Source organism: Pseudomonas sp. SDO5215_S409 (genome assembly GCF_054071325.1).
The window spans coordinates 1-25,314 of sequence record NZ_JBSVWN010000073.1 but is presented as its reverse complement, the minus strand read 5'-3'; the positions used below and the strand labels follow the sequence as shown (position 1 = coordinate 25,314).

At 63.1% G+C, this 25,314-nt stretch carries 24 protein-coding genes; 15 read left to right on the top strand and 9 right to left on the bottom strand.

All coding sequences use genetic code 11. The annotated features are described in order from the left end of the window. Positions 1–96: 96 nt before the first annotated feature. Both ACW9H9_RS25990 and ACW9H9_RS25985 read right to left on the bottom strand, forming a co-directional pair. Positions 97–1,236, bottom strand: a complete 1,140-nt coding sequence (locus tag ACW9H9_RS25990; RefSeq protein WP_457346152.1) for an alpha/beta fold hydrolase — start codon at positions 1,234–1,236, stop codon at positions 97–99. Positions 1,237–1,262: 26 nt separating this feature from the next. Beyond that, the gene (locus tag ACW9H9_RS25985) at positions 1,263–1,856 is read right to left on the bottom strand and encodes an HD domain-containing protein (protein WP_457346153.1); all 594 of its coding nucleotides are present in this window, start codon (positions 1,854–1,856) and stop codon (positions 1,263–1,265) included. Positions 1,857–1,975: 119 nt separating this feature from the next. Here ACW9H9_RS25985 and gcvA point away from each other — a divergent pair, with 119 nt between their 5' ends. The 3 genes from gcvA to ACW9H9_RS25970 all read left to right on the top strand — a co-directional run bounded on the left by gcvA (position 1,976) and on the right by ACW9H9_RS25970 (position 3,815). After that, entirely contained in the window at positions 1,976–2,872 is an 897-nt protein-coding gene (gcvA, locus tag ACW9H9_RS25980) for a transcriptional regulator GcvA (protein ID WP_457346154.1), read from the top strand. A gap of 126 nt (positions 2,873–2,998) precedes the next feature. Further along, positions 2,999–3,553: a TetR/AcrR family transcriptional regulator gene (locus tag ACW9H9_RS25975; RefSeq protein ID WP_457346155.1), complete on the top strand. Its 555-nt coding sequence runs from the start codon at positions 2,999–3,001 to the stop codon at positions 3,551–3,553. A 106-nt stretch (positions 3,554–3,659) separates the two neighbouring features. After that, a complete protein-coding gene (locus tag ACW9H9_RS25970; protein WP_457346156.1) occupies positions 3,660–3,815 on the top strand; it encodes a DUF2986 domain-containing protein in 156 nt (51 codons plus the stop codon). A 16-nt stretch (positions 3,816–3,831) separates the two neighbouring features. Here the strand turns inward: ACW9H9_RS25970 and ACW9H9_RS25965 are convergent, their stop codons facing one another. Both ACW9H9_RS25965 and ACW9H9_RS25960 read right to left on the bottom strand, forming a co-directional pair. Further along, complete coding sequence (locus tag ACW9H9_RS25965; RefSeq protein ID WP_457346158.1) at positions 3,832–5,064, bottom strand: MFS transporter; 1,233 nt, start codon at positions 5,062–5,064, stop codon at positions 3,832–3,834. Positions 5,065–5,089: 25 nt separating this feature from the next. Beyond that, entirely contained in the window at positions 5,090–5,545 is a 456-nt protein-coding gene (locus ACW9H9_RS25960) for a thiol-disulfide oxidoreductase DCC family protein (RefSeq protein WP_457346159.1), read from the bottom strand. Between the two features lie 166 nt (positions 5,546–5,711). Between ACW9H9_RS25960 and ACW9H9_RS25955 the strand changes: the two genes are divergently transcribed. Continuing rightward, positions 5,712–6,449 carry a hypothetical protein gene (locus tag ACW9H9_RS25955; RefSeq protein ID WP_457346160.1) on the top strand — a complete coding sequence of 246 codons (738 nt, stop codon included), beginning with the start codon at positions 5,712–5,714 and terminating at the stop codon, positions 6,447–6,449. A 168-nt stretch (positions 6,450–6,617) separates the two neighbouring features. Next, positions 6,618–7,085 (top strand): peptidoglycan recognition protein family protein, encoded by a 468-nt coding sequence (locus ACW9H9_RS25950; RefSeq protein ID WP_457346162.1) that lies wholly within the window; start codon positions 6,618–6,620, stop codon positions 7,083–7,085. Between the two features lie 386 nt (positions 7,086–7,471). Here the strand turns inward: ACW9H9_RS25950 and ACW9H9_RS25945 are convergent, their stop codons facing one another. Continuing rightward, the gene (locus tag ACW9H9_RS25945; protein WP_457346163.1) at positions 7,472–8,383 is read right to left on the bottom strand and encodes a crotonase/enoyl-CoA hydratase family protein; all 912 of its coding nucleotides are present in this window, start codon (positions 8,381–8,383) and stop codon (positions 7,472–7,474) included. A 179-nt stretch (positions 8,384–8,562) separates the two neighbouring features. After that, entirely contained in the window at positions 8,563–8,949 is a 387-nt protein-coding gene (locus tag ACW9H9_RS25940; RefSeq protein WP_457346164.1) for a hypothetical protein, read from the bottom strand. Positions 8,950–9,132: 183 nt separating this feature from the next. On the opposite strand from ACW9H9_RS25940, the gene ACW9H9_RS25935 reads away from it, so the two are divergent. The 9 genes from ACW9H9_RS25935 (at position 9,133) to ACW9H9_RS25895 (ending at position 20,815) form a co-directional block, all read left to right on the top strand. After that, positions 9,133–10,527 (top strand): LLM class flavin-dependent oxidoreductase, encoded by a 1,395-nt coding sequence (locus ACW9H9_RS25935; RefSeq protein WP_457346165.1) that lies wholly within the window; start codon positions 9,133–9,135, stop codon positions 10,525–10,527. Between the two features lie 151 nt (positions 10,528–10,678). After that, entirely contained in the window at positions 10,679–12,337 is a 1,659-nt protein-coding gene (locus tag ACW9H9_RS25930) for an ABC transporter substrate-binding protein (RefSeq protein WP_457346166.1), read from the top strand. Continuing rightward, positions 12,334–13,308, top strand: a complete 975-nt coding sequence (locus ACW9H9_RS25925) for an ABC transporter permease (RefSeq protein ID WP_457346167.1) — start codon at positions 12,334–12,336, stop codon at positions 13,306–13,308. The genes ACW9H9_RS25930 and ACW9H9_RS25925 overlap by 4 nt, the downstream gene beginning before the upstream one ends. Beyond that, the gene (locus ACW9H9_RS25920) at positions 13,305–14,168 is read left to right on the top strand and encodes an ABC transporter permease (RefSeq protein WP_457346168.1); all 864 of its coding nucleotides are present in this window, start codon (positions 13,305–13,307) and stop codon (positions 14,166–14,168) included. The genes ACW9H9_RS25925 and ACW9H9_RS25920 overlap by 4 nt, the downstream gene beginning before the upstream one ends. Further along, a complete protein-coding gene (locus ACW9H9_RS25915) occupies positions 14,165–15,880 on the top strand; it encodes a dipeptide ABC transporter ATP-binding protein (RefSeq protein WP_457346169.1) in 1,716 nt (571 codons plus the stop codon). Before ACW9H9_RS25920 ends, ACW9H9_RS25915 begins: the two co-directional genes overlap by 4 nt. A 14-nt stretch (positions 15,881–15,894) precedes the next feature. Continuing rightward, the gene (locus ACW9H9_RS25910) at positions 15,895–17,103 is read left to right on the top strand and encodes an acyl-CoA dehydrogenase family protein (RefSeq protein WP_457346170.1); all 1,209 of its coding nucleotides are present in this window, start codon (positions 15,895–15,897) and stop codon (positions 17,101–17,103) included. A 194-nt stretch (positions 17,104–17,297) separates the two neighbouring features. Then, positions 17,298–19,397, top strand: coding sequence for a TonB-dependent receptor family protein (locus ACW9H9_RS25905; protein WP_457346172.1), 2,100 nt, complete (start codon positions 17,298–17,300; stop codon positions 19,395–19,397). Between the two features lie 103 nt (positions 19,398–19,500). Continuing rightward, on the top strand, positions 19,501–20,175 hold the full coding sequence (locus tag ACW9H9_RS25900) for a hypothetical protein (RefSeq protein ID WP_457346173.1): 675 nt from the start codon (positions 19,501–19,503) through the stop codon (positions 20,173–20,175). After that, the gene (locus ACW9H9_RS25895) at positions 20,168–20,815 is read left to right on the top strand and encodes an RES family NAD+ phosphorylase (protein ID WP_457346175.1); all 648 of its coding nucleotides are present in this window, start codon (positions 20,168–20,170) and stop codon (positions 20,813–20,815) included. Before ACW9H9_RS25900 ends, ACW9H9_RS25895 begins: the two co-directional genes overlap by 8 nt. A 29-nt stretch (positions 20,816–20,844) precedes the next feature. Here ACW9H9_RS25895 and ACW9H9_RS25890 read toward each other — a convergent pair whose 3' ends face one another. Genes ACW9H9_RS25890 through ACW9H9_RS25880 form a run of 3 tightly spaced genes read right to left on the bottom strand, consistent with a single transcriptional unit; the run spans position 20,845 to position 24,058 of the window. Then, positions 20,845–21,897, bottom strand: a complete 1,053-nt coding sequence (locus tag ACW9H9_RS25890) for an L-idonate 5-dehydrogenase (RefSeq protein ID WP_457346176.1) — start codon at positions 21,895–21,897, stop codon at positions 20,845–20,847. A 14-nt stretch (positions 21,898–21,911) separates the two neighbouring features. Continuing rightward, a complete protein-coding gene (locus ACW9H9_RS25885) occupies positions 21,912–22,685 on the bottom strand; it encodes a glucose 1-dehydrogenase (RefSeq protein ID WP_457346177.1) in 774 nt (257 codons plus the stop codon). Between the two features lie 20 nt (positions 22,686–22,705). Continuing rightward, positions 22,706–24,058, bottom strand: a complete 1,353-nt coding sequence (locus ACW9H9_RS25880) for a GntP family permease (protein WP_457346179.1) — start codon at positions 24,056–24,058, stop codon at positions 22,706–22,708. Between the two features lie 141 nt (positions 24,059–24,199). On the opposite strand from ACW9H9_RS25880, the gene ACW9H9_RS25875 reads away from it, so the two are divergent. Next, the gene (locus tag ACW9H9_RS25875; protein WP_457346180.1) at positions 24,200–25,078 is read left to right on the top strand and encodes a LysR family transcriptional regulator; all 879 of its coding nucleotides are present in this window, start codon (positions 24,200–24,202) and stop codon (positions 25,076–25,078) included. Positions 25,079–25,314: the final 236 nt, after the last annotated feature.

Genomic DNA, 25,314 nt, shown 5'->3' with positions numbered 1-25,314 from the left:
CGACCATATTTTTCAATGACTTAGGCCAATGCTCAGAGCATTGGCCTTTTTCATGCGCGTGACTTTTGCGGGACTTTGGACCTTTCACCAGCGACCTCACCCCATCCCCTTCAAAAACCTCAAAATCGCCTCCACGACCGCCTGCGCGTTCTCTTGCTGAACCCAATGACCACCCCCCGCAATCGCTTCAACAAAGCGCATATCAGTACACGCCCTACCTCGCATCACCTGCAGCGCGCCAGGCGACTGGAACGCGCCCCAGTCCTTCTCTCCATATACGAAGCAGGAAGGCACATCGATCGTACGTCCGGCGAACAGGCGCAGTTCGTTTTCCTGTTCCTCTGCAAAGCTGCATCTGTACCAGTTCAGGCCCCCTTGAAAGCCGGTCCTGCCGAATTCCTGGGCAAAAAAAGCCAGGTCCTGTTCGTTCAGCCATTGGCACGCCTGCGCCTCGGCCGTCGAGGGGGTGCAGGCGTCGATGGCTTCGGGCATTCCTTCGTGCAGCTCCATGAGGTAGTACGGCGGCAGTTTGAGCAGTTCGGTGGGTGACCATTCGCTCAAGGAGGAGGGCGCATTGGCGGCCCAGTCGCCACTTTTGCCGTGAAAATAGGTGCGCAGGAATGCTGGCAATCCTTGCTTGGAGTTGAGCATGTCGTGATTGGCGTCGCGGGTGCAGAAATAGTGTTGGTAATGCTTTTTCGGGGTCGACAGTCGAGCGAGTTGTTCGGCAATGCCTGGCTCATCGATCGTGTTCTGGGCTGGGCGTGTGAGAGACGGTGGCCCTTCAAAGGGGGCACTCATCAACATCACCGAGTGGAACAGGTCTGGACGGATCAATGCACAGTAGGCGGCCACTGGCGCGCCAAAATCATGGCCGATGACGGCTGCGACGCTGCTGCGGCCCAGTGCGTTCAGCAACGCTATGGCATCGCGCACCAGGTTCAATAGGTAGAAAGGTTTCAGGTCGTCTTCATACGCTGCGCTCCAGCCGGTGGTGCGCCCGTAGCCCCTTTGATCCGGGGCGATGGCGTAGAAGCCCGCGTCGGCAAGTTTGAGCAGAACACTTCTCCAGCTGTAGGCCAGTTCCGGAAAACCATGCAGAAGCAAGATGCAGGGGCGGTTTGGGTCCGCGATGCCTGCTTCAAGCATATGCATGTCCAGGCCGTTGACGCCCTGGATGTGCCGGGAGCGGATACCTTTGGGCAAGTGGATAACGGGGTGTGAGCCTGTACGCATCGCTGCACCTTGCGAGTTGTGAGCACCTAGGCAAACGCCTTGGCGCCGCCGTAGGACGGGCGCGCGAAGATTCGGCGCACCATGGGTTCGAAGTGCTCCAGCGCCAGGGTGTCGTAGCTGGGGTCGAAGGCGGTCTGGTCCCAGCACTCGCAGAACCTGGCCGTGCGCTCAAATGCAGGATGGCCCCGGTATCTGTCCCGCTCGTGCCGGTCGCGGCCGATGTGATGAAAATAGTAATAGCCTTGGAAAATAGCGTGCTTGGACAACATCCAGTGATTCTCGGCGCAGATATACGGCTTGAGGACGGCCGCCGCGAGTTCACCGTGGTTGTAAGGGGCTATGTCATCGCCAATGTCATGCAGCAGCACGCACACCACCGTCTCCTCGTCCGCGCCGTCGCGCAGCGCGCGCGTTGCTGCCTGCAAGGAATGCACGTAGCGGTCGACGGGAAAGCCCAGGGTGCTGCCTTTCAAGGTTTGCAGGTTGGCCAAAATACGGTCCGCCAGCCCTCGCTCGTAGTCGTCACACAGCTTTTCGATTATGTGCCAATCTTGCGCGGTGGATTCGGTGAACGCGGTAAAGGTCGGCTTCATTGGGGGCGTTTGCGAAGGGTGCTGCATAGCGGCATATTCCTTTTTTGATCGGGGTCTACAGATGAATTTTCATCGTCCCCAATCCCTCTGACAAACCACCAATTCTCATCTGATGCATTAGTCCAATTGATCCATGGAGCCGTGCAATGAGCCTGCGCCTTCCACCGCTGAACCTGTTACGTGGTTTTGAAGCCGCTGCTCGGCACCTGAGTTTCACGCGCGCGGCAGAGGAGCTTCATGTCACGCAGGGCGCGGTGAGTCACCAGATCAAATTGCTGGAGCACTACCTGGGGGTGCCCCTGTTTGAGCGCATGATCCGCAAACTGCGCCTCACCGATGAGGGGCACCAGTTGTTGCCAGTGGTCCAGGCTGCGCTTGAGCAAATCGCCGAGACGGTCAGCGCTATCCAAACCAAACAGGGCAGCCGTTCGTTAACGGTGGGCCTGGAGTCTTCGTTTGGCGCCAACTGGATGTCACCCCGATTGGGCCGGTTCTGGGCGCAACATCCCGGGGTCGACTTGCGTCTGCACCACTCGGTGCAGCGCACGCGTCAGCTCGGTGACGAGCTTGATCTGGCGATACGTTGGGGCGCGGGCGACTGGCCGGGCGTGGTCGCCGAACGCTTGATGGGGCTGGCGTTTACCCCGGTGTGCAGCCCCGCCTTGTTGGCGCAATCACCGTCCTTATCGACTCCCCAAGACCTGAGCCGTCACGCCCTGTTGCACGACTTTGACCACCACGGCTGGCGCCAATGGTTAACCCACGCGCAGGCCACCTGTGTGCGGGCCGACACCGGGGTGATCATCGATGACACCAACGTCCTCACCCAGGCTGCGATAGACGGTCAAGGGGTGGCGCTGTGCGGACTTGCCCTAGTGGCAGGGCACTTGGCGGCGGGGCGTCTGGTTCGACCGTTTACGCACACACTGACGACTGAGTCGGCGTACTACATCATCTATTCACCCGCGGCCATCAAACGCGCGCCGGTCAGGGAATTCATCCGTTGGCTGCATGAAGAGGCGGCCCTGGACGAGCCCGAGTAACGCCCATCACGCCCCAGGGGCAAGGCGCTTTCAGCGCGATGCAGGTCTGCGCCTACTTTCTTCAGCCTGGCCCACTGGGTAGACTCATCGCCCTCACACACCTGTTCATGGGGGCTCAGCGCCGCTATGCGTTATCCCGCTGAAGAAACCGCAGAAAAAAACCGAAAAATCCTGCAGCAAGCGTCCATCCTGTTTCGCGAGCACGGTTTTTCGGGCGTCAGTGTCAGTGAAATCATGAAAGCCACCGGGCTGACCCATGGCACGTTCTATCACCACTTTGAATCCAAGGACGACCTGATCACCAAAAGCCTGAGTGACGCGTCCTCCAAGGCGCTGGCCACCATGGAGGACGCCAAGGGCTCGGTCGAACTCATGCAGGCCTACCTGCTCGAATACCTCTCTGAAGCACACCGTGATAACACTGGCGTTGGCTGTTTGATGGCCGCCTTGGGGCCTGAAGTCGCAAGAGCGCCGTCGGTGCAGCCCACCTTCACGCGCCACGTCAAACGCATGATTGAAATCATGGCCGCGCCCTTGGTCGCGGCCAAAAAGCGTAACACCCGGCGCCAGGCCATTGAGCATATGACCCGCATGGTAGGCGCAATCATCCTGGCCCGCGCCGTCGATGACCCGCAGCTGTCCGAAGAAATATTGCGTGAAACGAGGGCTGCGTTAGGTTAGTCGACCGCCAGGAAACCCATGCCGCTGCGCAGCGTCATGCACGGCACAACCAGGCCTGCGGTTTTAAGCTGATATCATTAGCCGCTTAAACACCGGGTGGACCGTTATGAACCGTCGTAAAAAGATAAACCAGCTGTTAAAAGCCAACGCCAAAAAAGCCAGTGCCAAATTGGCGCCCAAAAGTAAGCCTAAATACATCAGCAAAGCGGACCGGCTGAAGTTGCAAGCAGAGCCTGTCGACATTATCCCCACCGAAAGCTGATGCCGGTGCAGCAAGGTTAATCGCGGGTTGGCACGCTGACCGCCTGACGTTGATGCAACCGCCGCCTCAACGTGTAAACCGCCACGCCCGCCGCCAGTATTCCCGACGCTGCTCCCACCCCCAGCGCCCAGCGCGGGCCCAAGTGGTCGGCCACCCAGCCCACGATCGGCGCCCCAATCGGCGTGCCACCCAGCGCGATGGCCACGCGCAACGCAATCACCCGCCCGCGCATGGCAGGGTCGGTGCTCAACTGCATCAGGCTGTTGGTGGTGTTGTTGAAGGTTATGGCGCCCACGCCGATCATTACCAACGCCCCGGCGAACAGCCAATAGCTCGGCGCCAGGGCGGCCAGCGTGCAGCCGAGTCCAAAAATCAGGGCGCCGCTCAGCAGTGTCTTGAACTGCGGGCGCGCTCGGCCCGCAGCAAGCAGCGCGCCGGCCACGGTGCCCACGGCCAGCGTCGAGGTCAGCAAACCGTAGCCTCGGGCGTCGGCGTGGAAAACGCTCACGGCCATGGTCGAGATAAAAATCGGGAAGTTCATGCCAAACGTGCCGATCAGAAACAGCATCACCAAAATCGCCTTGAGGTCGGGCCGGGCCCACACATAACGCAGCCCTTCGGTGAGGCTGCCCTTGGCCCGCACCGTCCGTAACTGGCTGTGCAGCCCCGATACCCGCAGCATAAACAACGACGCCAGCACCGCGAAAAAACTCGCGCCGTTGAGTACAAAAGCCCAGCCGGTGCCCACCGACGCGATGGTCACCCCGGCCACCGCCGGGCCGATCATGCGCGCCATGTTGAACGAGGTCGAGTTGAGCCCGATGGCGTTGGACAAGTCCGCTTCACCCACCAGTTCTGCCACGAATATCTGGCGCACAGGCGCGTCGAACGCCGACGCACATCCCGACAACAAGGCGAACAGATAAACGTGCCACAACTGCACAAAGCCCGTGAGCGTGAACACCCCTAGCATCAGGGCCAACACGCCCATCACACCCTGCGTGACCATCAGCAGCTTGCGCTGGTTGTAGTGGTCAGCCGCAAAACCGGTCCACGGCAACAACAACAGTTGCGGCCCGAACTGCAGGGCCATGACGATACCGACGGCGGACGCGTTGTGCGGCGTGAGTTGGGTCAGCACCAGCCAGTCCTGGGCGGTGCGCTGCATCCACGTGCCGATATTGGACACCAGCGCACCTGCGGCCCAGATGCGGTAATTGACGTTGCGCAGTGACCTAAATGTACTCATGACGGGCGCCGCATAAACGCCAGGCTCATCGCTGCGGCCCCTGCAGAAAACGCCGTTCATGATCGGGATCTGGCAACAGGCAGCTGTCGTACTTCCCGAACAGTCGATAGCGATTTCGTGCAATCAAGCTGTAGGCCCAATTACGCAGCCCCCGGGGCACGCCGTGCAACAGCAGCAGAGGGCGCCACACGACGGGCAGTTGCGCAATAATCTGCAACACCGCATCGGCCCGTACCCAATAGTGCCGGTCACGAATCACTGCAAGGGTATCGAACTGATCCTGCGCCAACCCCGCCCAGGCCAGCAGCGCCTGCCCCTCGGGCGACTGCACTGTTGCCAGCCGTAAACGGCGCGCGTGGTCATGGCGGATCAAAAAGGTCGCCCAGCCGTTGCACAACTTGCACACCCCGTCGAACAACACCACGGTTTCACCGGGGTTGAGCAGGGGGGCGGGGGAGGGGCGAGTCTGATGGGCGGGCATCGAGGGCATCCACGGGCAGGCGGTGTAGGACGATCATACCCGCGAGCCTCACGCCCCGGGCACTTGCGGCACATGAAGTTTTCCGTGCAGCGGCCGATAACGGGGTACGGGTTTCAAGGTTTGCATGGACAGCAAGGCCACCGCCGCCTCTACAAGGAACGTATTCATGGTCAGCATCACCCCTTCACTGCCCAGCAACCGTTTGGCCAGCACGCCCGGCAGTGCTCCGGCTCCGTCTGATGCACCCAGAAGCGACGGCGTCACCGCCCCGATCAGCGCTGCCACCGTCTCCACCTTGGCCCGCCAACTGAGCGAAGCGGCAACCCGCGCCCACACCCGCGACGCCCACCTTGGCCGCTTCGACCTAGCCCAAAAAGCTACCGAACGGCTTGGCTCGATCACTGGCGACCGCTACTTCGCCAGCAAAGCACAGCACAACGCCGAAATCCCCGACACCGACGACCCTCAGCGACTGGCCCGCGCCCGGCAAGCCACGGGCTTTGTCAACGGTGCAGCAGGCAACCCCTTCAAAGGCATGCCTCGCGACCAACTGGCGCTGATCACCTACGACGATAGTGGCGCTTTCACCGTTAACGAGCGACGCGCCGCGTGGGAAGAGAGCAGCCGCCAGGAAGAAGCCTGGCGCAAGGGGGCTGTCGCTCAAGCCATGAATGAGTACGACCGCACCGGCAAACTCACCCACTTTTTCACCCAGGTGCTCGACCACTACAACGGCCTGTCCGGCATCGAGCAGGCGCAGTACCCGCAAGACTACGCCAGCCAGTTGCAGGAAATGATTGACCTGGACTTCAACTACGCCACCCATCAAGCCGAGGGAAAGGGCGCCACCGTGAGGGACCTGATTGAGCAAGTGACAGCCGCGAGGGGAGGCGGGCCAATCTGATGCTCGGTCCATCACTGGCCACTCGCCAGCCCGGAGCTGTTTCCAAAAACCGAAGTAAAATTCATGAAACTTGGGGGCTGACTGATACCTAAAGTTATACTCCTCAGTAAAAACAAGTGCGAATTAGTAGAGCGATCATCATGGGGCGCGCATAAAACGAAAGGTAAAATGGTCGATGATTGGGACTACTCGATGATCGCCCTTCACCATGCAGGGCGAAGTGTAGGCTGTGGTGCTGGAGCAGGACAAATGCGCGCGATCCAAAGTGAGCATCAGGCAAAGTTTGATGATATCGGCTATCGCTACGGTATCGATTGCACGGGTAAAGTCTTTGAAGGGCGCGATATACGATTCAAGGGCTCAAGTGTACATAACTACAACACAGGTGTAATTGGTATCGTTTTGCTAGAAAACCTGACAACTGCCGAAGAAGGTGGCGATATGGTTGCTTTTGCTCGCCAAGCACTTGAAAGTATTAGCGGCAACATGGACCAGAAAATTTCCGCAATACAAATCGACACCCTTCATCATGAAATCACTCCTTATCATCTTCCTTCTTTCACTTCTCGTCGTCCTTTACATAGGGTTTTACGAGAGAATGGAAGACACCTATCCGGAAAAAGTATTTTTCATTAAGAAAGGCCCGACTTTTCAGATAAGGTTCGAAAATATTTTTGCTTACGAGTCAGATGATAAAAGTTTGAGTGAGCTAAGCGAGATGGAACGGCAGCGGGTTATTCAGTATTGTAAGTATCGGCTGGGCATAACGACGACATTGAAAAGCCAAGACGAGCTTGAAAAGTGCAAGCAGAGGTAGGCCTAAGTTTTAATTTAACGCCGTAGTCGCATTATGAAGTTAAGGGAAGGTACTTGTTTTGCCAAATCAATGGCCGTGCTTCTGAACGGAAGATTTTCAGCATCGCCAATTTGAAGCAAGTACTGTCCACATAGGATCGAAAGCTGCCCAGCCGTTGCGGACGTATCACCTAATACCCGTCGCGACTGAGCCCCCCACCACGGACCTAATTCCCCTGATAAACCGGCGCTCTTCCCTCCGCCTCCGCCTTACGTCCTTCCTGAAAATCTTTCGATTTATACAGCGCTGCACGTTGCGTATCCAATTGGGACAGGGCGTCGGCTTGCGCCGGGTCGATAACCCGATGGGCAGAGGCCAGCGATGCTTTGATCCCTAACGGGCCATTGGCGGCGATTTTGTTTGCAAGTTCGACCGCTTTGTCGAGGGCTGACTGCGGGTCGGGGATTTCTTGCACGGTGCCCATGCGGTAGGCGTCACGGGCGGTCCAGTGGTCGCCGGTCAGCATGTAGCGCATGGCGTTGCCCCAGCCGGCTTCGCGTACGAACCGTACGGTCGATCCGCCGCCGGGGAAACGACCATGGGTATTTTCGTCCTGCCCAAAGTTCGTATTGTTCGCCGCCACCCGTATGTCGGCGACAAGAAACAGCTCATGCGCCATGTTCCAGGTGTCGCCGTGCACCGCGACGATCAACGGTTTGGTGAGGCCGGGCATTTTTTTGCCGAGCGGGTCAATCAGCCCGTCACCAAGCGCCACTCCGCCGGAGCTGGCGACAGCCTTGAAGCCCTCGACGTCAAGGCCCTGGGAGAAGTTGTCGCCGTGCCCGAACAATACAGCGGCACGCAGTGACGGATCATGGTCGTAGTCGTAATAAGCCTTGGCGAGGGCCAGGTACGCTTCTGGATCAAGCCGGTTTTGAATGTAGGGTCGGTTAATACCGATCAATACAATTGCACCGCGACGCTCGACGCTGATCTTGTGAGATGAATCGGTCGGTATATCGACCATTTTGACTTCGTTAGCGGCGGGTTTTGCCGGGGCTTCCGATTGCGCCAAGACAACCCCTGTAAACAGGGAACAGGCTGAAAAGATGATGATCGTGCGGAATGCGCTTTGCATCGATGTTTCCTTTTATTAAGTGAGTGATGCGGATGGACTCACCCCGCCCGTTAGATGACGGGGGCGCGCCAACGCGGTTAACCGATCGGCACGTGCGCGCGGCCGTGCCCGTCATGGCGGCGGTGTTTTTTACTGATTCAGTGGCTCAACTGGCGGGCAGACCTTGCTGCCCAAGTCCGTTACTTGCCGGGTTCTGAAGTTTCTATTTGAAAACCCGCTCGCACCCAGGCATAGGTCATGTAAACCATGAAAGGAAACGTGAAGGCCATCATGACAACACCATTCATCGCCAAGAAGGTGCCTGTATCTGCGTAGATAAAGTCCCCCTCTTCAATGAAGTAAGTGATCGAGCCAATCGCCAATAACGTCCCCAATACAATACACACCCGTCTTATTCCTTCCGGCACGCGCATTACTTTTCCTCGATCGTCAGTAAGGTTTGCGAACGCAAAACGTCGCGCCGTGGACGTTTGTTCGAGATGCCGCTGAACAGGACTTAAAACTACTGACGGATGCACTGACGCTGTAGAGCGCTGCGGCGCATAACAATTATTCCAAAACAGCATGGGTGGCCCCTGGGGCGTCAGCGGTGGTCGAACTGTCTCACTCCCCACTTTCTTCTGAACCCCTGTTGCCTACCGGACATCCGGCCCCCAAAAACACCTCACTTTCCCAGGCCGGCCGCCCGCATACCGCTGGCACACTCACTGCATCACCCCCCTTGAACCCCTCGTTTCAAGGAAGCCCCCGTGCCTAAACAGCTCCACGTCAACCTCTTCGAAATGAACTGCGTCAGCCACATCGTCCACGGCCTTTGGGTGCACCCCGATAACAACCGTCACCGCTTCAACGACCTGGATTACTGGACCGAACTTGCGCAGCTCCTTGAGCACGGCACCTTTGACGGGGTGTTCCTGGCCGATGTCATCGGCACGTACGACCGCTTTCGCGACGGCCCCGAAACGGCCCTGCGGGAGGCCATGCAAATTCCCAGCAATGACCCGCTGCTGGTGATTCCCGCCATGGCCGGGGTCACCAAGAACCTCGGCTTCGGCGCCACGTTTTCCACCACGTATGAGCCGCCGTTTGCCTTCGCCCGGCGCATGAGCACGCTGGATCACCTGACCAAAGGCCGGGTAGGGTGGAACATCGTCACCTCCTACCTGCCCAACGCGGCACGCAATTTCGGGCATGCCACCGAGGTGGTTCACGACCACCGCTATGAGATCGCCGACGAGTACCTGGACGTGCTCTACAAACTCTGGGAAGGCTCGTGGGACGACGACGCGGTGGTGCAAGACCGCGAGCGGCGCATGTACACCGACCCGGACAAGGTCCGCTACATCAACCACGTGGGCGAGCACTTCAAGGTGGCCGGCCCGCACCTGTGCCAGCCCTCGCGCCAGCGCACGCCGGTGTTGTTCCAGGCCACTGGTTCGCCCGCCGGTATCGAGTTCGCCGGGCGGCATGCCGAAGTGGTGTTTACCGGCGGGGTGGACACGCCCGAGGTGCGCGCCAATATCCACGCCATGCGCCACAAGGCGGTGGAGCACGGGCGGAATGCGACGGGGTTGAAGTTCATTGTCATGGCCGGGGTGATTGTCGGGCGCACCGACGAAGAGGTCAGCCAGAAACTCGACAGTTACCGCCAGCTCGCCAGCCTCGAGGCATCCCTGGCCCATGTGCAGTCGGCCGTCGATCTGCTGGCCTACCCGCGTGACACCGCCCTCAGCGAACTCATTCAACGCCAGGTCAGCGGTTGGCAGAGCCTGCAACGGTATGCGCCCGGCGTTACCGTCGGCGAGGTCTTGGCGCAGTTGGGCGGCTTCAATCGCGAGCGTTTTTTTGTGGCCGGTACGCCCACGGTGGTTGCCGATGCCATCGAGAAATGGCTGGACGTGGACGGCATCGACGGCATCAACCTGCGCCAGTACCTGTCCTTTGAAACGGCCCGCGATTTTATCGAGCTGGTGGTGCCGGAGCTGCGTCGTCGCGGGCGTTTTCGCGAGCGCTACACGCCGGGCGAAACCCTGCGCGAACGCCTGTTCGGCGCCGGTAACGCGCGCTTGCCGGGTGATCATTTCGGCGCCCGCTACCGGGACCCGGCGGCGCTGCATCAGCCTGCTCCAGCGTTGCGCTTCTAGCGCCGGGCCAACTGTTCGTCGCGCAACAGTGGCCGCACAGATTGTCGTTTCCCGGGCGCGCCAACGGCGGCCCGGGCCCGGCAAACCGGGTGAAAAAAACCGGCATGCCTTGTGCAATGTCCCAGTTCCCGGACCACAGGCACCCGTCACCATGCGATATTCCGCGCTGTTGCTGCGACGCAAACACCCGCTCATCCTTGGCACCGCCGCGCTCTGCGCGCTGTTGCTCGGCTGCGGCCAACAGACCGCCAGCGTGGCCCGCAGCGACCAGCCCGTGAAGGGCGGCACGCTGGTGTACGCCACCGACCGCGAACCCACCTGCCTCGATCCGCACGTGGCGGGCGACATGCCCCAAGTGTTCGTCGCGCAGCAGTACCTCGACTCGCTGGTGTCGATGGACAGCGAAGGCCACATCGGGCCGTGGCTGGCCAACCGTTGGGAGGTGTCTGCCGACGGCCTGGCCTACACCTTCCACCTGCGCGACGACGTGCACTTCACCGACGGCACGCCGTTCAACGCCGCTGCCGTCAAGGCCAACCTCGATCACATGGCCAACCCCAAGACGCAGTCGAGCACGGCGGGTGGTTACATCCGCCAATACCGCAGCACCGATGTGGTCGACGAGCATACCGCCGTGGTTCACCTGGCCACGCCCTACGCGGCGTTTCTTGAAGTGTTGGCCCAAGGCTTCCTGGGCATCGAGTCACCCACCGCGCTGTTGCGCCCGCGTGACCAGAACTGCGAAAGCCCGGTGGGCAGCGGCCCGTTCAAGGTGGTGCGCTGGGACCGCCAAAGCCAGGTGGAACTGGTGCGCAACCCCGACTACAACTGGGCGCCGCCCACCGCCAAACACCAGGGCCCGGCCTGGCTCGACCGCATCGTGTGGAAGTTCATCCAGGAGCCGTCCGTGCGCTTTGCGTCGTTGCAGGCGGGCGAGGTGGACGTGATCGAGGCCTTGCCGCCCGAGTCCCACGAGGCCGCACGGCACAACCCCGACCTCACGCTGCTGATCGCCCAGCGCCCCGGTAACCCCACCAACGGTACGCTGAACCTCACGCGTGCGCCGTTCAACGATGTGCGCGTGCGCGAAGCGTTTGTGCGCAGCGCCGACATTGAGGGCGCGCTCAAGAGTGTGTATTTCAACGAGTTCCCACGGGCCGGCGGGCCGCTGAGTTCGGCCACGCGCTTCTACAGCAACGCCTTTGAACACGCCCAGGACTACGACCCTGCCCGCGCCGCGCAACTGCTCGATGAAGCCGGTTGGAGCCAGCGCGACAGCGACGGCTACCGCACCCTGCACGGTAAGCGCCTGCAAGTGCACGTGGTTATCGGCAACCGCACGCCGCCGTCGGAACTCACCCTGTGGGAGCAGGTGCAGGCCACCACCCGCCAGGTGGGCATTGAGGTGCTGGTGGACCAGATGAGCGATGTGCAAGCCACCCAGCGCCAGGCCGACTGGGACTACGACATCCGCGTGGGCTACTGGAACACCAACACCGCCGACGTGCTGCGGATCATCTTTGGCAGCGAGTTCGTCAAGCCCGCCGGGGTGGGCGGTTATCACCAGAACTCCGCAGGCTTCAGCAACCCGGCCTTCGACGCGCTATTGCAACAGGCCCTCGGCACCCAAGACAGCGAGCAGCGCCGTGCGGCGTATTACCAGGCGCAGCAAATCGCGTCCAGCCAGTACCTGCAGCTGACCACTTACCCGCAAAGCACACGCCTGGGCATCTACAAAACCACCCAGGGCGTGCGGCTGGAGCCGTCGCTGGCGGTGACTTATCTCTATGACGCATGGGTGAACAAATGACGCACATCAATGACCCGCGCCGCGAGCGCCTCACGCGTCTGGGCAAGCGTGCCCTGTGGCGCCTGGCTGGCGGTGTGCTGGTGCTGTGGGCGGTGGCCACACTGACCTTTTTTGCCCTGCGCCTGATGCCCGGCGATCCGGTGCTGGCGATTCTCGGCGGCCCCAGTGGCAACCCCACGCCCGAAACCATCGCCGAAGCCACCCGCGAATACGGCCTGGACAAGCCCCTGGCGGTGCAATACGCGTTGTACCTGGGGCGCCTGGTGCAGGGCGATCTGGGCGTGTCGTACTCCCAGCATTTGCCCGTCACGCGGGTGTTGGCCGAGCAGTCCTGGCCCACGCTGGAACTGACCTTCACCGCACTGGTGCTGGCCTGGCTGCTGGTGCTGGCGCTCACGGTGCTGACCGCCGGGCGACGGGGCTGGGTGACCCGCGTCGCCTCGCTGGCCGAAACCCTGGCCGCGGCGCTGCCGCACTTTTGGCTGGGGCTGTTGTTGCTGGCGGTGTTCGCCTTTGGCCTGCGCCTGTTCCCGCCGGCGGGCAGCGACGGCTGGCGCACGCTGGTGTTGCCATCGCTGGCGCTGGCCATTCCGCTGGCGGGGTTCATCGCCCAGGTCACCCGCGAATCGTTGGACCTGACCTTCGACCAGCCCTTCATCCTCACCGCCCGCACCCGGGGCCTCAGTGACGTCAAGGTGCGCTTCAAACACGCCCTGCGCCACGCGGTGCTGCCGGGCATCTCGTTGTCGGGCTGGGCCATCGGCGCGCTGATCAGCAGCGCAGTGGTGATCGAAGTGATCTTTTCCCGCAAGGGCCTGGGGCGTCAGTTGTACCAGGCGGTGCAGGCCCAGGACTTGCCGCTGACCATCGGCATCAGCCTGGTGGTCGCCGCCGGTTATGTGCTGGCCAATATTCTGGTGGACCTGTTGTACCTGTGGGTCGACCCTCGCCAACAGGAGGCGCTGGCATGAGCGAGCTGACCCTGCACACCCCGTTGCCCGCCACACGCGTGCAACGCACCCCGCGCACCTTGCGCCTGGGCCCGCTGCTGGCGGTGGTTTTTTTGCTGCTGGTGATCGTCGCGGCGTTGCTGCCGCAGTTGTTCGCCTACAGCGACCCGCTGGCCATCGTGCCGCGTGACGCCTTCCACCCGCCCAGCCTGGCGCATTGGTTCGGCACCGATCAGTCCGGGCGTGACATTTTTTCCCGGGTGATCCATGGCACCCGCCAGTCGCTGTTCATTGGCTTGGCCGCCACGGCCATCGCGATGGGCATCGCCATTGTGCTGGGCCTGCTCGGCGGGCTGGGCGGGGCGCGGCTGGACCGGGGCGTGGGCTGGCTGCTGGAGGTGTTGTTCGCGTTCCCGGCGCTGATCCTGGCACTGCTGTTTGTGGCGATCTTTGGCAGCGGCATCGGCCCGCTCATCGTCGCCACCGGCCTTGGCAGCGCGCCGGGTTATGCGCGCATGGTGCGCGGCCAGGTGCTGGCCGTGCGCAATGCGGGCTACATCGAGTCGGCCAGGGCCCTGGGGCATCCGCCGCTGCGCATCATCCTGCGCCAGTTGCTGCCCAACGCCATGCGCCCGCTGATCGTCACCCTGACCATGGGCGTGGGGCAGGCCATTGTGTGGGCCTCGGCGCTGAGCTTTCTCGGCCTGGGCGCGCGTCCGCCCGCGCCCGAGTGGGGCACCATGTTGTCGATGGGCCGCGACTTTGTCGCCAACGCCTGGTGGCTCACGTTTTTCCCCGGGCTGTTCATCGTGCTCACCACCTTGTCCACCACGGTCACTGGCCGTTACCTGCAACAACGCCTGGAGGGCCGCCTGTCATGACGGATGAAAAACGCTTGATCGTCGAAGGCCTGTCCATCGACTTTGCCGGGCAGTCGGTGGTGCGCAACCTGTCGTTCACCCTGGAGCCGGGCAAGACCCTGGCCCTGGTGGGCGAGTCGGGCTCGGGCAAAAGCGTCACCGCCCGCAGCCTGATTGGCCTGGCGGGGGCGGGCGCCACGGTGTCGGCGCGGGTGCTGCGCTATGGCGAGGTGGACCTGCTCGGCCTCTCCGAGCGCGGCTGGCGCCGTTTGCGGGGCCAGCACATCGGCTTTGTGTTGCAGGACGCGCTGGTGTCCCTGGACCCGTTGCGCCCGGTGGGCAAGGAAATCCTGGAAGTCCTTGAAACCCACCGCTGGGGCGACCGCCGTCGCCGCGCCGAGCGGGTGATCGAACTGCTCGACCTGGTGGGCGTGCCCGAGCCGCACCTGCGCGCCCGCCAGCGGCCCGATCAACTCTCCGGCGGCCTGCGCCAACGGGCGTTGATCGCCAGCGCCCTGGCCCTGAACCCGGGGCTGGTGATTGCCGACGAACCCACCACCGCCCTGGACGCCACGGTGCAGGCGCAGATTCTGCAGGTGCTGCAACAGATCAAGGCTCGCGGCGATTCGCTGCTCATCATCAGCCACGACCTGGCGGTGGTCGCGCAGCTGGCCGATGAGGTGCTGGTGCTGCGCCACGGCGAGGTGGTGGAACAAGGGCCAATGGCGCAAGTGCTGAGCCATCCGCGCCATGCCTACACGCGCTCGCTGCTGGACGCAGTGCCCGCCGAACAGGCCCGTGGCACGCGCCTGTCGACGCCGCACAGCGTGGTGGCCACGCCGCCCCGTCCGGGCCTGGAGGCGCCGGTGCTGCTCAGTGCCAGCGGGCTGGGCAAACGCTACGTGGGGCCCGATCAACAGCTGCGTCAGGTGGTGGACGGCGTCAGTTTCGAGCTGCGCGCCGGTCGCACATTGGGCATCGTCGGCGAGTCCGGTTCCGGCAAAACCACCGTGGCACGCATCGCCCTTGGGCTGTTGCAGCCCGACGCCGGTCAGGTGCGTTTCCTCGACCAACCCTGGAGCGCGGCCGGCGCCGGGCAGGTGGCGGAAAACGCCCGGCGCTTGCGGCGGCGCGACATCAGCGTGATCTACCAGGACCCGCTCAGCTCGTTCGACCCGCGCTGGAACGTCGGGCAGATCCTCGGTGATGCACTGAGCGTCGCCGGGGTGGCTGCCGCGCAACAGCCAGAGCAGGTCACCCACCTGTTGAACCAGGTGCGCCTGCCCGCGGCCCTCGCCGAGCGGCGCCCGTTGCAGCTCTCCGGCGGGCAGCGCCAACGCGTGGCCATCGCCCGGGCGATTGCCAGTAACCCCAAGGTGATCATCTGCGACGAGCCCGTGTCGGCGCTGGACGTGTCGGTGCAGGCCCAGGTGCTGGACCTGCTCGCCGACCTGCAAGCGCAGTTGGGTCTGGCCTACCTGTTTATCTCCCACGACCTGGGCGTGATCCGCCATGTCAGCGACGACGTGCTGGTGATGCGCCACGGCCAGGTGGTGGAGCACGCAAGCGTCGAGGCGCTGTTCAACCACCCGCAGCACGACTACACGCGCCGCTTGCTCGGCGCCGTGCCGCGCCTGCCGGGCGGCGGCGCCACATTGGTGGTGCCCGACCTGGAACCGGAAAACCCCAGCTGGCTGTTCGACGAGTCGCGCCTGTGGAAAATCGCTATCTGAACCGAGGAATTGCCATGAGTACGTTGTCTGCTGTGCCCCACCTGCCGCCGCTGTCGGTGGACGAACTCAACGCCCGGGCCGACCGCCTCCTGCCGCAGATCGCCGCCGGGGCCGCACAACGCGAGCGTGACCGGCAGTTGCCGTACGAAGCCGTGGCACAGGTCGCGCACGCGGGGTTGTACACCTGCCGGATTCCCCAGCGTTACGGCGGGGCCGGGGGCTCGGTCAAGGACGTGATCGCCTTGCTGGTGCGCATCGCCTCGGCCGACTCCAACGTGGCTCAGGCGCTGCGCCCCGGTTTCGGCTTTGTCGAGGGCCTGTTGGCATCGCGTGAGGCGGGCGCCGAAGAGGAGCGCGAGCGCTGGTTTGCGCGTTACCTGCAAGGCGCGGTCATTGGCAATGCGGGCTGGGAAATCGGCGGCGCCAACGGCGTGGTGAGCGCGCGCATCGTGCGTGACGGCGAGCACTACCGCGCCTGGGGCAGCAAGTACTACAGCACCGGTTCGCTGTACGCCGACTGGGTCAGCGCCGTCGCCCTGGACGAAAACGAACAGCCGGTGTCGTTCATCCTGCCGCGTGACCGCCAGGGCCTGGAATTGCTCGATGACTTCGACGCCATGGGCCAGCGCCTCACTGCCAGTGGCACCACGCATTTGCACGACGTGCAGGTGTTCGCCGACGAGATCCGCACCCGCACGGTGGAGGAGGGCAAACGCACCATCGTCACGCCGTTCCTGCAGCTGTTTCTGGGCGCCGTCCAAGCCGGTATCGCCCGCAATGCCTTGAATGACGCGGTGGTGTTTGCCAACCAACATGCACGCCCCATCAAGCACAGCAGCGCCACCCGCTCGGTGGACGATCCCTACGTGGAACTCTCGGTGGGCGATGTGTCGGCCCGTGCGTTTACCGCCGAAGCGGTGGTGCTGCACGCGGCGGGTTCGATTGACCGGGCGTGGGCGGCCGACCTCGACGCCGCAGCGGTGGACCAGGCCGCCGTGGACGTGGCACAGGCGCAATACATCGCGGCAGAATCAGCGCTCAAGGCCGCCGAGCGGGTGTTCGATGTGGGCGGCGCCTCCACCACCGGCCGCGCGCACAACCTCGACCGACACTGGCGCAACGCCCGCACCGTGGCCAACCACAACCCCCGTCAGTGGAAGGCGGCGGCGGTCGGGGCCTGGCAGCTCAAGGGCACGCCGCCGCCGGCCTCCGGATTGTTCTGATCACCCGGGGCAGACGCTGTTGAGTCACCAACACTTGTCCAGCAAAGTGTCTGCCCTTTTATCCCGTCATCGCGCCAAAGCCCTTGTATCACGGGGTGTTTGACGTGGCACGAACCCTGCAAATTCCAACCCAGAGCGCGACTATACGAATAGATGCTCCCACTCACTTTTCGCATTTGAGGAGCATCCCCTTCATGCAGCAACCGTCCCTTTCGCGTGCCCGTCGTTTTGATCCACTGGTCACCGCTTCCAGCCTTGGCGTCTTGTTGATGCTGGTCCACGGCATCGCTTTTGCGGCCGCCGACCCGACCCTGGCCACCGTAGTGGTCAGCGGCGCCGACACCTCCGAGGCCCAGAAGGCCGAACGGCAACTGGCCAAGGTCCCCGGCAAGACCGTCGTGGTCGACAACCGCAAGATCGAAAAGGGCCGCGCCGCCAACGCCGAAGACGTGCTGGCCCTGCAACCCGGTGTGTTCGCCCAGGCCACCAGCGGCTCGGGGGCCAACAAAATCTCGATCCGTGGTTCGGGCCTCAATACCTTCTATCAAGGCTATGTGCTGGGTATCAAATTCCTATACGACGGCCTGCCGTTGACGGGGCCGGGCGGCACCCAGGAAGACATGCTCGACATGGCCTCGGTGGACCATACCGAAGTGCTCTACGGCGCCAACGCCTTTCGTTATTCGGCGTTGTCGCTGGGCGGCGCGATTAACTTCGTCAGCAAGACCGGGCGCACCGACCCCGGCAACTATGCGCGGTTCGAGGCCGGCAGTTATGGCTACCTCAAGCAGCAGTTGAGCACCGGCGGGGTGGTCGGCAATGCGGACTACTACGTGAGCGTCCAGCACAACGAGCGCGACGGCTACCAGGACAACACGCCGAACAAAGGGCAGGGCATCGTGGCCAACTTCGGCTATGTGTTCAGCCCTAAATTGGAGACACGGTTTTTCCTGCGCTACAAAGAAGAAACCCTGAGCCAGGGCAACACCCTCACCAAGTACCAGCTCAAGCACGACCCCACCAGCAACCTGGTGCCCATCGGCCGCAAAAAAGACGGCTCCACCCTGTTGGGCAGCAAAACCACCTACACCTTTGATGACAACGCCAAGCTGGAAGTGGGCCTGGGCTACAACGACTACCCGCTGGAGAACGGCTGGCGCTACTCGCCCACCCCGCAGGAGTGGCGCTCCCAGGACGTCAACCTGACCCTGCGCTACCTGCGCAGCGGCGACACCCTTCTCGGCCTGCCCAGCGACAGCAGCGTGATCTTCAGCACCACGCGTGCGTACCTGGCCGACGTGCATTCGCACTTCAGGGCCACCCACGCGCCGCAGCAGACCACCGACTACACCGGCTCGCGCGACACGGTGTTTTCCTTGGGTAACGAGTTGCAACTGACCGACCGCACCTGGCTGTCCAGCGGGTTGTCGTTTATCAACATCAAGCGCAAGGCCGAGATCCAATACACCGCGGGCACCAACACCTCGGCGTTCCCCAACGGCGTCGAATACACCGAAAACGACATCGCCCCGCGCCTTGGCCTGCGTTACCAACTGACGCCGGAGTTCGAAGTGTTCGGCAACGTCAGCCGCTCGATCGACCCGCCGGTGACCTGGCAACTGGGTAGCACCGGCACACCGTATATCCGTGACGTGCGGCCGCAAAAAGGCACCACGGTGGAACTGGGGATTCGCGGCGGCCACGGCATTTTTGACGGCAGCCTGACGGTGTACCGCTCCTGGATCCAGAAAGAACTGCTGTCGGTGGTGGTCACCCCGGCCACGGCCACCCAAGACCAGATCGTCGCCACGTCCAACGGCAGCGCCACGATCCACCAAGGTGTCGAAGCCGGCCTGAGCGCCCAGCTGTGGGAAGGCGGCGGCGACACCGTGACCCTGCGCCAGGCCTACACCCTCAATGACTTCCACTACCGCAACGACCAGACGTTCGGCGATAACCAACTGCCTGGCCTGCCGCGTCAGGTTTACCAGGCCGAGCTGGAATACCGCCTGGGCAGCGGGTTCTACGCCCAACTGAACACGCGCACGGCCTCCAGCTTTTACGTGGATTTCGCCAACACCTTGAGCGCGCCGTCCTACACGCTTTTTGGCGCCAAAGTGGGCTACCAGGCGCCGAGCAAGCAGTGGGAAGTGTTTGTGGACGCCCGCAACCTCACCAACAAACGTTATGCCACGGCCACCAACACCGCCTATGACGCCAAGGGCCAGGATTCGGCCAACTTTTACCCGGGGGATGCGTTCAACGTGACGACGGGGGTGGCGTTCCGTTTTTAAGCCGTTCGGCGGCTCGGGCGTGCGGTGCATGGCAGGTTCGGCGCTTGCTGGTTATGATGGGTGCATGTTTATTTGATAACTTGCATAGCCGAGGAGCGTGATCATGAGCCTGGTGCGCGAACAGCCGGGGGTCTACACGGCTACCGGAACCCCCAAGGAGGTCAAGACCCGGCTGGGCAAGTCCCAGGCCGACCGGGTGTTGGTGGTGGCGTTCGATGACATCGAGCCACAGGCCTTCGACACGCTGGTGAAGAACGTGTCACAGGTGGCGTCGTCCCTGTACGACGTGCTGGCGCAGCGGCACGACCGTGCCTCGCTGGAGCGGCTGGTGGAGGTGCTGATGCCGCGCACGCCGCCGTCGCCGCGCTTGCTCAAGGAAGCCGCCATGCTGGTGCAGGCGCGCAAGGCGGTGCTGGAAAGCGCTGACTGGCTGACCGCCGCCCAACTCGCCGAGCTGGCGGGGCTGAGCCCGCGCAACCCCAGCGCCCAGCCCAACAAGTGGAAAAAACAGGGGCTGATCTTCGCCATCTCCCACAACGGTGTGGACTATTACCCGGCGTACGGGTTGAGCCGTGACACCGGCTTTCGTCCGCTCAAGGCGCTGGCCAGGGTCATCGACGTGTTTGCCGGGCACAAAGACAGCTGGGGCATGGCGTACTGGTTTCGCTCGCCCAACAGCTTTTTGGGGGGGCAGCGACCACAGGACCTGCTCGCACGTGACGTGCAACGCGTAATCGATGCGGCGCACGACGAGGTGCAGGACATCGCCCATGGCTGAGCCTAAGGCGCCGCCGGAACACCTGCATGTCACCCTCACGACCCTGGCGGCGGGCGAGCTGTTGCACCGTGTGCATCTGCATCGGTATGCCGCCGACGCGTTCAACCCGGGCCTGCAGGGCAATGCCCGTTTCAGCCCGATTGTCGATGCGCAGGGCGCGCCCGTTCCCACCTTGTACGCCGGCACGAGCCTGGCGTGTGCGTTGATGGAAACCGTGTTTCATGATGTGCCCCACTTGCCGGGGTTCAAGAGCTTCGACAAACACAAGCTGGCGGGCCAGCGGCATTCGTTGATCAAGGTGGCTCAGGCGCTGCAACTGATCGACCTGGGCAGCGTGGCGCTGCGCAAGCTGGGCATCCCGCGCAAGCAACTGATCGACACCGAAAAGGACCAGTACCCGGCCACGCGTGCCTGGGCGCAGGCCCTGCACCGGCAATGCCCGCAGGCGCAGGGGTTGTGCTGGGTGTCCCGGCAGGATGATTCGGCCCGCGCCTTCCTGTTCTTTGGCGACCGGCTGCACGCGGGCGCCCTGCAAAAACACGGCGACTCGCGCGGCCTCCTGGAAGACACAGGCACCTACGACGCCGTGCTCGACCTGGCAGAGCGCATCGGCGTGAGCGTTGTGGCCGGGATGGGGTGAGCCCCAAGGCTCCCCCCTAACGCCCGCGCTTAAGTGCGATCAACCACGCCAAAGTCCAGCACTACTTTCATCGCCCGGCTTTTGTCCGCCGCCAGCTCGAACGCTTCCACGGCTTTTTCGGACGGCACGGTATGCGAGATCACCGGGCGCACGTCGATCACCCGGCGGTTGAGCAAGTCCACCGCCTGGGCAAATTCGGGATGAAAGCGAAAGGTGCCGCGCAGGTCGATCTCGCGGCTTACCAGCAGGTTCAGCGGTAGGGTCACTTCACCGCCCAGGCCCACCGTCACCAGCACGCCGCGCGGGGCGATGCAGTCCAGGCCGTTACGCAGGGCCTGGGCACTGCCGGACACTTCAAACATCACGTCGAAATAGCCTTTGTCTGCGGTGTATTGCTGCAAGGCGCTCGCGTCTTCGGCCAGGTTGTGGGTGCGGCTGGCGCCCATCTTCCAGGCACAGGCCAGCGGGCCTTCGGCCAGGTCCACCGCGACAATCTCTGCCGCCCCCGCAGCGCGCAGGCTGGCGATCAGCAGGTTGCCGATAGGCCCGCAACCGGTCACCAGGATGCGCTTGCCAAACACCGCGCCCGCCCGCTGGATGGCGTGCAAACCCACCGACAGCGGTTCTGCCATCGCCCCTTCGGCCAGGCTCACGTGGTCGGCCAGCCGATGGGCCTGATGCGTCTCGATCACCAGCGTCTGCTGGAACGCGCCCTGCACATGGGGGAAGGGCATGGCGCTGCCGTAAAAGCGAATGTTCAGGCAGTGGTTGGGCAAGCCCTGGTGGCAGTAGCGGCAACCGCCGCATGGGCGCGACGGCGACACAGCGATGCGCTGGCCGGGTTTGAAGGGGCCTGCGTCGTCGCCCACGGCGTCGATCACCGCGGACACTTCATGGCCCAGCACCATCGGCTCGCGCAGGCGCACGGTGCCAAAGCCGCCGTGTTGGTAGTAATGCAGGTCCGAGCCGCAAATGCCGCCCCGGGCGATGCGCACCCGCAGTTGGCCGGGGGCCAGGGCTTGGGGTTCGGCAGCGGGTTCGACGCGCAGGTCTTTGGAGGCGTGGCAAACAATGGCGTGCATGAAATTCTCCGGGGTTACAGCGAGGCGGTGATGCCACCGTCCACGTACAGGATATGACCGTTGACGAAACTGGCCGCGTCGCTGGCCAGGAACACCGCCGCGCCAGCCAGTTCGGCCACGTCGCCCCAGCGGCGGCTTGGCGTGCGTTGCACCAGCCAGTCGCTGAACTCGGGGTTGGCGACCAGGTTGGCATTGAGTTCGGTCTTGAAATAGCCCGGGCCGATGCCATTGACGGTCAAACCGTGCGGGCCCCAGTCGATGGCCATGCCTTTGGTCAGCATCTTCAGCGCGCCCTTGCTCGCCGCGTACGGCGCGATGCCCGGGCGGCCCAGCTCGCTTTGCACCGAGCAGATGTTGATGATGCGCCCGCGCTTGCGCGCAATCATCGCCCGCGCCACGGCCTGGCCCACCAAAAACGCGCTGTCGAGGTTGGTGCTGAGCAACTCGCGCCAGTGCTGCTCGCTGTAGTCCTCCAGCGGCCCGCGCCGTTGCATGCCCGCGTTGTTCACCAGAATATCCAGCGGGCCCAGGTGTTCTTCGATATGGCCCACGGCGGCGGTGACGGCTGCGCTGTCGGTCACATCGAACACCTGGGTGTGCACCGCAAGGCCTTCGTCCGCCAGCAGCGCCGCCGCATCGCGCAAGGTGCCGGGGTTGCGCCCGTTGAGCACCACGCGGGCACCGGCCTGGGCCAGCCCGCGAGCGATGGCCAGGCCGATGCCCGCGCTGGAGCCGGTGACCAGCGCCAGGCGGCCGTCGAGGCGAAAATTGTCTAAAACGTTGTGCATGGTTTGCTTCTCCTAACGCGTCACACCACCAGCGACAGCAGCATGATGAACCCCAGCGCGGTCAAGGAGAGCACCGTCTCCATCAGCGTCCAGGTCTTGAAAGTTTCGACGACGGTCATGTTGAAATACTGTTTCACCAGCCAGAACCCGGCGTCGTTGACGTGGGACAGCACCAGCGACCCGGCGCCGGTGGCCAGCACCAGCAGCTCGCGGTTCACCCCGGGCATCAAGCCGATCACCGGCGCCACGATGCCCGCCCCGGTGATGGTTGCCACTGTGGCTGAACCGGTGGCCACCCGAATCACCGCCGCCACCAGCCACGCCAGCAGAATGGGCGAGATCTCGGCCCGCACCGCCATGTGCCCGATCACGTCACCCACGCCGCTGGCCACCAGCATCTGCTTGAAGCCGCCACCGGCGCCCACGATCAGCACAATGGCGGCGGTGGGCGCGAGGCTGGCGTCGAGCAGCTTGCTCAGGTGCTCGCGAGAAAACCCCCGCGCCGCGCCAAAGGTGTAGAACGCCAGCAGCAAGGCGGCGAGGAGGGCGGTGATGGGGTGGCCGATCAGGTCCATCCACACGCGAAACGTGCTGTCGGCGGCAAAGGCCACGTCGGCAAACGTCTTGAGCAACATCAACACCACCGGCAGCAAGATGGTGGTGACGGTAATGCCAAAGCCCGGCAGGTTTTCACCCGACGATTCCTTGGCCAGTTGTTCCACCAATTCGGGCGATGGCGTGCCCGGTACATAACGGGAAATCAGGTTGCCAAACAGCGGCCCGGCCACCACGGCGGTCGGCAGGCCCACTACCAGGCCATAGAAAATCGTCTTGCCGATGTCGGCACCAAAAATCCCGATGGCCAACAGCGGCCCCGGGTGCGGCGGCACCAGCCCGTGCACCACCGACAGCCCGGCCAGCAGCGGCATGCCCACCTTGATCAGCGACAACCCGGTGCGCCGCGCCACGATGAACACCAGCGGAATGAGCAACACAAAGCCGATCTCGAAAAACAGCGGGATGCCCACCAGGAACGCCGAAAACATCATCGCCCAGTGCACCCGCTGCTTGCCGAAGGCGCGGATCAGCGTGCGGGCGATCTGGTCGGCGCCGCCGGAATCGGCCATCAATTTGCCGAGCATGGTGCCCAGGCCCAGGATGATGCCGACAAACCCCAGTACGCCGCCAAAACCGTCCTGGAACGCCTTCATGATCTGCGCCACCGGCATGCCCGAGGTCAGGCCCAGAAAGCCCGCAGCCAGGGTCAGGGCCACAAAGGGGTGAACCTTGAAATGGGTGATCAACAATATCAATCCGATAATCGTGACCGACGCGTCCAGCAGCAAATAAGTCTCGTGAGCCATGCCGAGCATGGTGCCTCCTTCTTGTCATTGTTATAGGCCAAGCCCTGTCATATCGTGTATGACGGCTGTCACTTCACCCCAGTGGGCCGCTAGCGTCCAATTTTCATTTGTGATGGGGTGATCAAATATCGTGATAAGAGCGGCGCATTCATGGAGTTAAAGCACTTGCGGGCCTTTGTGGTGCTGGCCCAGGAACTGCATTTCGGCCGGGCGGCAGCGCAACTGGCCATCGTGCAACCGGCGCTGAGCATGCAGATCAAACTGCTCGAAACCGAGCTTGGCGTGCGCCTGCTCGACCGCAATCGTCACTCGGTGACGCTCACCGACGCGGGCCGCGTATTTTTGCCCGAAGCCCAGGCGACACTGCACCAGGCCGCGCGCGCCGCTGATGTGGCACGCGCCTCGCACCGCGGCGAAATCGGGCGATTGCGCCTCGGTTTCGTGTCTTCCGTACTGCCGCAATTGTTGCCGGAACTGATTCGCGCTGTGCACCAGCGCTACCCGCGCATCGAACTGGAATTAAAAGACATGCCTGGCCCAGACCAGGCCGCCGCCTTGAAAAACGGCCTGCTGGACTTTGGCCTGATGCGCCTGCCGGCCGCCTACCCCGGGGTGCAGACGCGTGCGGTGCTGCAAGAGCATTTTTGCGTGGCCCTGCCGGTGGACCACCCTCTGGCGCAGCAGGCATCAATCCACCCCCAGGACCTGCTCGACGTCCCGGTGTCCATCCTGGCCCGGCGTTATGCCCCGGGCTTCTACGACGAATTCATCCAGGCCATGGCTGGGTGTGGCGTGACGCTCACCATTGCTGCAGAGCTGGGCGAATTCACCACCATGCTCGCGCTGGTGTCCGCCGGGCTGGGCGTGGGGTTACTGCCCCATCAGGCCGCGCGGGCACTGCCGGCCCATTGCGTGTCCAGGCCGTTGGAGCTGGGGGCTTTCAGGGCCAGCACGGGGCTGGCGTGGACGGTGTTGGACAGCGCGGTGAAAACCACGTTGTTTAACTTGATTGAGGAGTTGTTTGCGTAACTGCATGGACTTGACCACTCAATTGCACAACGCTCTTCAGGCGTATCACGTGCGTTGCTCATGGCACCTCCTGATTGACCTCAGTTCAAGGCAAAGGGGTGTCTAGGAAACCCGGGACGATTCAGCCTCTGGCCACCCCCAAATGGGTGAAACGATCACGCATGATAGGGCAGGCCGGCCATAGGGAAATCCTGAAGAAGACTTCCAAATATGGTGAAATACGCCGATCCCGTTGC